We start from the raw sequence: 6,512 nt of genomic DNA on the forward strand, positions 1-6,512 counted from the left end.
CTAAAAAGCTGGTTAGCTGGGGTCTTGTACAACCATTTTTGGTTGCCTAAGCTGTCTATCTGGAGGATTTGAGCCTGGCAGGTGAAATTTTGGTTGACTTGGCCGATGTTGCGGGTAAAGGCACCTATAGTAATATTACCATATTCATCTATTACTTGGGTTTCAGGTGTGTCCTGCAGAGGTGAAGAGAACATAGCTGTTTCGATGACTTGCCCAATTTTATTTAAGCGCATCCAGTAGATTTCCGCATTTGCAAAGCTTGGATCAGAATCGACCCCTGTAGCCAGGCTAAACCCGTTTTTATATGGAATTATATATTGATCTGCTGAGATGAAAGGCTCTTCCGGGTAAAATGGGCTAAAGTATTCTTTGGTGAATAGCGTGTCCCCATTCAAATCATATCTGATAACAACTACTTTTGCAGTCGAGTCTTTGGTAATACCCATAGTAACAAGGCTGGTATCTCCAACAGTGTACAACCCTGAACCCCAGGTTTCGTAATATTTCGAGGGGCTGCCGATGGTTTTTTGCCAGTGAATTTCTCCTTCGGCATTTAACTTTGTAAGAAAAGTGCCTACCGTTTGGACCCCTTCTACACTGTCGGTGAATACTCCAATTAGATAGTAGCAACTGTCGGTAGGCAGTATTTCCGTCACGTTTTGAAAAGGGAAGCCAGCGTTGAAGCGTTTGTTGAAAGTGATTTGGGCATTGCCGGCATCCCAAATCAGGAATACCAGGAAAATGTATAAAAGTCTCATATCGGGAATATTGGGAAAGCATACAGCCGCTGCCTTGCACCAGGCAGCGGCTATATACGTTAAGGTTAGTCAATCAAAAGCACTTTCAGTACGGGGGAGCGGTATGCACCTTGTTGCAGGATGCAATAGTACAACCCGCGCTGCTGCCCGGCCGTTTGCCATACCTGCTGTCGGGTACCCAGCCCGCAATTGAGCGTAGCGGTGAGCTTGCCCTGCATATCACAGCGGCCCGGAATGTAGGAGGTCAAAATTAGCCTGTTCATCGTTTTAGGTTTAGGTAAAAAGATACGGGTATTTCCGGAGGGGCGCTGCCCTCACTCCACCTTCAAAAACTGCTCCGCTGCTCTGACCCGTCCGCTTTCCAAATACTGCACCACATACGCCCCCGCCGCCCAATCGTGCACGGGCACGACTACCGTACCCGGGGCCTCCCGTGCCGGTATGCTTTGCAAAAGCCGGCTCTGCGCGTCCAGAATGCGGAAAGCCCCATCGGGGGCAGGGCGGGCACCGCGCAGCTCAAAGTTGATAAAGTCGCGGGCAGGGTTGGGGAAGAGGGCGAGCTGTGGCGGTGTGCCGGGCTCAACGGCCGTGCTGTTGGGCAGGTGGCAGCCGGGCACGAGGCAGCCGTGCTCATCGAGCTTGAGGAGCCAGCCATAGCGCAGGGGGTGGACGCCCCCGTCACCGGGCGGGTCGATTGCGCCGCAGACGATGTAGCCGCCGTCAGGGGTGGCTTTGAGGTCCATGGGCTCGGGCATGCCAGGCTCTTCGTTGATAAGGGTAAAGTGCCGTGCCCAGAGGCTATCGCCTGCATTGGATACCTTCATGACCCACATGCCATTAAGAGGTTCTTCTGCGGACTCGAAGTCGGCAATCCGACTGACACCAAGGTAGCCGCTGCTGTCCGTGGCCTGAGCGATTTTCACAATAGCGTAAATGGGCCCCATAGTCCGGCCCCTAAACTCCCGAACCCACTCCATCTGCCGGTCGGCATTGAGCTTGAAGAAGCAGGGGTTCCAGTCTACGCGTCCGCTGCTGCTGTTGATGGCGGTCTCCACGCCTTTACCGGTGCCGACGATGAGGCCGCCGTCGGGGGTGGGGAGGAGGGCGTTGGCAAAGTCATACAATTCAAAAGCAGGCGTGATGTATTGCCATTCCATATCAAAGGTTTCATCCAGCTTGAGCAGATGAGAACGGTAGGTGAAATTATTGGAGGTTTGTGCGATATTGCTTTTCACGGACCCTACAATGATGTCGTCTTCCTCTGTTACAATGATGTCTTTTGGCGCATTTTGGAGGGGGTCAGCATAGATATAAGTGTCGATAAGGTTGAGGTCTTCATCTAATCGGAGAAAATATATATCCGTGTTTGACTCAGGGCCTACATTTATGCCAGTAGCCGCAATAATGTCTCCATTGCTTAGTACGGTAATGACTTGTGAGGCAGAAATAAAGGTTTCATCAGGATAAAAAGGGTTGATAAATTCTTTGGTAGCCAGGGTGTCCCCATTGATATCATACCGGATAACTACAGCTTTATGGACAGAGTCTGAAGTGATCCCCATTGTTAAAAAGGTGGAATCGCTTTCAGAGATAAGCCCTGCTCGCCAGGTTTCATAGTGTTTTGAGGGCCCTCCGATTGTTTTTTGCCACTCTGTTTCACCTTCAAGGTTCAGCTTGGTGAAGAAGTTTCCGACGGTCGGCAGCCCCCCGGTGGTATCGGTGTATACCCCTATCACATAATAACAACTGTCTGTAGGCAGTATTTCCGTCACGTTTTGAAAAGGGAAGCCTGCGTTGAAGCGTTTGTTAAAGGTGATCTGTGCATTGGCGGCATCGAAAACTAAGAACATTAGCACGATGTATAAAAGTCTCATATCGGGAATATTGGAAAAGCATACAGCCGCTGCCTTGCACCAGGCAGGCAGCGGCTGTATACGTTAAGGTTAGTCAATCAAAAGCACTTTCAGTACGGGGGAGCGGTATGCACCTTGCTGCAGAATGCAGTAGTACAGCCCGCGCTGCTGCCCGGCCGTTTGCCATACCTGCTGTCGGGTGCCCGGTCCGCAATTGAGGGTAGCGGTCAGCTTGCCCTGCATATCACAGCGGCCCGGAATGTAAGAGGTCAAAATCAGCCTGTTCATCGTTTTAGGTTTAGGTAAAAATATACGGGTATTTCCGGAGGGGCGCTGCCCTCACTCCACCTTCAAAAACTGCTCCGCTGCTCTGAGCTGCCCGCCTTCCAGGTACTGCACTACATAAGCCCCCGCCGCCCAATCGTGCACGGGCACCACCACCGTGCCCGGGGCCTCCCGTGCCGGTATGCTTTGCAAAAGCCGGCCCTGCGCGTCCAATATGCGGAACACCCCATCGGGGGCAGGGCGGGCACCGCGCAGCTCAAAGTTGATGAAATCGCGGGCGGGGTTGGGGAAGAGGGCGAGCTGTGGCGGTGTGCCGGGCTCCGGGGCGGTGCTGTTGGGCAGGTGGCAGCCGGGCACGAGGCAGCCGTGCTCATCGAGCTTGAGGAGCCAGCCGTAGCGCAGGGGGTGCACGCCCCCGTCATCGGGCGGGTCGATAGCGCCGCAGACGATGTAGCCGCCGTCGGGGGTGGCTTTGAGGTCCATGGGCTCGGGGGCAAGCGGTTCCTCATCAAAAAGCGTGAAGTAGCGCACCCAAAGGCTGTCGCCTTGTGGGGAGGCCTTCATGAGCCAGGTGCCTTTCCTAAGCTCTCCAATAGACTCCGTCTCTGCGGTCCAACTGATGCCAAGGTACCCGCTTTGGTCTGTAGCCTCAACGATTTTGACCATGGAGAAGTTAGTCCACGGGAATTCGCCCCTAAACTCCCGAACCCACTCCATCTGCCTATCGGCATTGAGCTTGAAGAAGCAGGGGTTCCAGTCTACGCGGCCGCTGCTGCTGTTGATGGCCGTCTCCACGCCTTTTCCGGTGCCGACGATGAGGCCGCCGTCGGGGGTGGGGAGGAGGGAGCGTGCGGAGCTAAAAAGCTGGTTAGCTGGGGTCTTGTACAACCATTTTTGGTTGCCTAAGCTGTCTATCTGGAGGATTTGAGCCTGGCAGGTGAAATTTTGGTTGACTTGGCCGATGTTGCGGGTAAAGGCACCTATAGTAATATTACCATATTCATCTATTACTTGGGTTTCAGGTGTGTCCTGCAGAGGTGAAGAGAACATAGCTGTTTCGATGACTTGCCCAATTTTATTTAAGCGCATCCAGTAGATTTCCGCATTTGCAAAGCTTGGATCAGAATCGACCCCTGTAGCCAGGCTAAACCCGTTTTTATATGGAATTATATATTGATCTGCTGAGATGAAAGGCTCTTCCGGGTAAAATGGGCTAAAGTATTCTTTGGTGAATAGCGTGTCCCCATTCAAATCATATCTGATAACAACTACTTTTGCAGTCGAGTCTTTGGTAATACCCATAGTAACAAGGCTGGTATCTCCAACAGTGTACAACCCTGAACCCCAGGTTTCGTAATATTTCGAGGGGCTGCCGATGGTTTTTTGCCAGTGAATTTCTCCTTCGGCATTTAACTTTGTAAGAAAAGTGCCTACCGTTTGGACCCCTTCTACACTGTCGGTGAATACTCCAATTAGATAGTAGCAACTGTCGGTAGGCAGTATTTCCGTCACGTTTTGAAAAGGGAAGCCAGCGTTGAAGCGTTTGTTGAAAGTGATTTGGGCATTGCCGGCATCCCAAATCAGGAATACCAGGAAAATGTATAAAAGTCTCATATCGGGAATATTGGGAAAGCATACAGCCGCTGCCTTGCACCAGGCAGCGGCTATATACGTTAAGGTTAGTCAATCAAAAGCACTTTCAGTACGGGGGAGCGGTATGCACCTTGTTGCAGGATGCAATAGTACAACCCGCGCTGCTGCCCGGCCGTTTGCCATACCTGCTGTCGGGTACCCAGCCCGCAATTGAGCGTAGCGGTGAGCTTGCCCTGCATATCACAGCGGCCCGGAATGTAGGAGGTCAAAATTAGCCTGTTCATCGTTTTAGGTTTAGGTAAAAAGATACGGGTATTTCCGGAGGGGCGCTGCCCTCACTCCACCTTCAAAAACTGCTCCGCTGCTCTGACCCGTCCGCTTTCCAAATACTGCACCACATACGCCCCCGCCGCCCAATCGTGCACGGGCACGACTACCGTACCCGGGGCCTCCCGTGCCGGTATGCTTTGCAAAAGCCGGCTCTGCGCGTCCAGAATGCGGAAAGCCCCATCGGGGGCAGGGCGGGCACCGCGCAGCTCAAAGTTGATAAAGTCGCGGGCAGGGTTGGGGAAGAGGGCGAGCTGTGGCGGTGTGCCGGGCTCAACGGCCGTGCTGTTGGGCAGGTGGCAGCCGGGCACGAGGCAGCCGTGCTCATCGAGCTTGAGGAGCCAGCCATAGCGCAGGGGGTGGACGCCCCCGTCACCGGGCGGGTCGATTGCGCCGCAGACGATGTAGCCGCCGTCAGGGGTGGCTTTGAGGTCCATGGGCTCGGGCATGCCAGGCTCTTCGTTGATAAGGGTAAAGTGCCGTGCCCAGAGGCTATCGCCTGCATTGGATACCTTCATGACCCACATGCCATTAAGAGGTTCTTCTGCGGACTCGAAGTCGGCAATCCGACTGACACCAAGGTAGCCGCTGCTGTCCGTGGCCTGAGCGATTTTCACAATAGCGTAAATGGGCCCCATAGTCCGGCCCCTAAACTCCCGAACCCACTCCATCTGCCGGTCGGCATTGAGCTTGAAGAAGCAGGGGTTCCAGTCTACGCGTCCGCTGCTGCTGTTGATGGCGGTCTCCACGCCTTTACCGGTGCCGACGATGAGGCCGCCGTCGGGGGTGGGGAGGAGGGCGTTGGCAAAGTCATACAATTCAAAAGCAGGCGTGATGTATTGCCATTCCATATCAAAGGTTTCATCCAGCTTGAGCAGATGAGAACGGTAGGTGAAATTATTGGAGGTTTGTGCGATATTGCTTTTCACGGACCCTACAATGATGTCGTCTTCCTCTGTTACAATGATGTCTTTTGGCGCATTTTGGAGGGGGTCAGCATAGATATAAGTGTCGATAAGGTTGAGGTCTTCATCTAATCGGAGAAAATATATATCCGTGTTTGACTCAGGGCCTACATTTATGCCAGTAGCCGCAATAATGTCTCCATTGCTTAGTACGGTAATGACTTGTGAGGCAGAAATAAAGGTTTCATCAGGATAAAAAGGGTTGATAAATTCTTTGGTAGCCAGGGTGTCCCCATTGATATCATACCGGATAACTACAGCTTTATGGACAGAGTCTGAAGTGATCCCCATTGTTAAAAAGGTGGAATCGCTTTCAGAGATAAGCCCTGCTCTCCAGGTTTCATAGTGTTTTGAGGGCCCTCCGATTGTTTTTTGCCACTCTGTTTCACCTTCAAGGTTCAGCTTGGTGAAGAAGTTTCCGACGGTCGGCAGCCCCCCCGTGGTATCGGTGTATACCCCTATCACATAATAACAACTGTCTGTAGGCAGTATTTCCGTCACGTTTTGAAAAGGGAAGCCTGCGTTGAAGCGTTTGTTAAAGGTGATCTGTGCATTGGCGGCATCGAAAACTAAGAACATTAGCACGATGTATAAAAGTCTCATATCGGGAATAGAATATTGGAAAAGCATACAGCCGCTGCCTTGCACCAGGCAGGCAGCGGCTGTATACGTTAAGGTTAGTCAATCAAAAGCACTTTCAGTACGGGGGAGCGGTATGCACCTTGCTGCAG

General features: G+C 52.5%; 7 protein-coding genes. All 7 read right to left on the reverse strand.

Annotation, left to right across the window (positions count from 1 at the left end):
* The coding region (locus IX84_RS10475) for a hypothetical protein (protein WP_152604988.1) at positions 1 to 656 on the reverse strand (656 nt) is incomplete at its 3' end.
* A 167-nt stretch (positions 657 to 823) separates the two neighbouring features.
* Complete coding sequence (locus IX84_RS10480; RefSeq protein WP_044219856.1) at positions 824 to 1,021, reverse strand: hypothetical protein; 198 nt, start codon at positions 1,019 to 1,021, stop codon at positions 824 to 826.
* Between the two features lie 51 nt (positions 1,022 to 1,072).
* Positions 1,073 to 2,632: a hypothetical protein gene (locus IX84_RS10485; protein ID WP_044219867.1), complete on the reverse strand. Its 1,560-nt coding sequence runs from the start codon at positions 2,630 to 2,632 to the stop codon at positions 1,073 to 1,075.
* A gap of 69 nt (positions 2,633 to 2,701) precedes the next feature.
* Positions 2,702 to 2,899: a hypothetical protein gene (locus IX84_RS10490; RefSeq protein WP_044219861.1), complete on the reverse strand. Its 198-nt coding sequence runs from the start codon at positions 2,897 to 2,899 to the stop codon at positions 2,702 to 2,704.
* A 51-nt stretch (positions 2,900 to 2,950) separates the two neighbouring features.
* Positions 2,951 to 4,510: a T9SS type A sorting domain-containing protein gene (locus tag IX84_RS10495; protein WP_044219864.1), complete on the reverse strand. Its 1,560-nt coding sequence runs from the start codon at positions 4,508 to 4,510 to the stop codon at positions 2,951 to 2,953.
* Between the two features lie 65 nt (positions 4,511 to 4,575).
* Positions 4,576 to 4,773, reverse strand: a complete 198-nt coding sequence (locus IX84_RS10500) for a hypothetical protein (protein ID WP_044219856.1) — start codon at positions 4,771 to 4,773, stop codon at positions 4,576 to 4,578.
* Positions 4,774 to 4,824: 51 nt separating this feature from the next.
* Positions 4,825 to 6,384: a hypothetical protein gene (locus IX84_RS10505; protein ID WP_044219867.1), complete on the reverse strand. Its 1,560-nt coding sequence runs from the start codon at positions 6,382 to 6,384 to the stop codon at positions 4,825 to 4,827.
* Positions 6,385 to 6,512: the final 128 nt, after the last annotated feature.

It is taken from the genome of Phaeodactylibacter xiamenensis, from assembly GCF_000759025.1.
Taxonomy (GTDB): Bacteria; Bacteroidota; Bacteroidia; order Chitinophagales; family Saprospiraceae; genus Phaeodactylibacter; species Phaeodactylibacter xiamenensis.

Bases quoted from the DNA above. Each gene is read 5' to 3' on its own strand.
- IX84_RS10500 (WP_044219856.1), bottom strand. From the start codon at position 4,773: ATGAACAGGCTAATTTTGACCTCCTACATTCCGGGCCGCTGTGATATG.
- IX84_RS10495 (WP_044219864.1), bottom strand. From the start codon at position 4,510: ATGAGACTTTTATACATTTTCCTGGTATTCCTGATTTGGGATGCCGGC.
- IX84_RS10505 (WP_044219867.1), bottom strand. From the start codon at position 6,384: ATGAGACTTTTATACATCGTGCTAATGTTCTTAGTTTTCGATGCCGCC.
- IX84_RS10490 (WP_044219861.1), bottom strand. From the start codon at position 2,899: ATGAACAGGCTGATTTTGACCTCTTACATTCCGGGCCGCTGTGATATG.
- IX84_RS10485 (WP_044219867.1), bottom strand. From the start codon at position 2,632: ATGAGACTTTTATACATCGTGCTAATGTTCTTAGTTTTCGATGCCGCC.
- IX84_RS10480 (WP_044219856.1), bottom strand. From the start codon at position 1,021: ATGAACAGGCTAATTTTGACCTCCTACATTCCGGGCCGCTGTGATATG.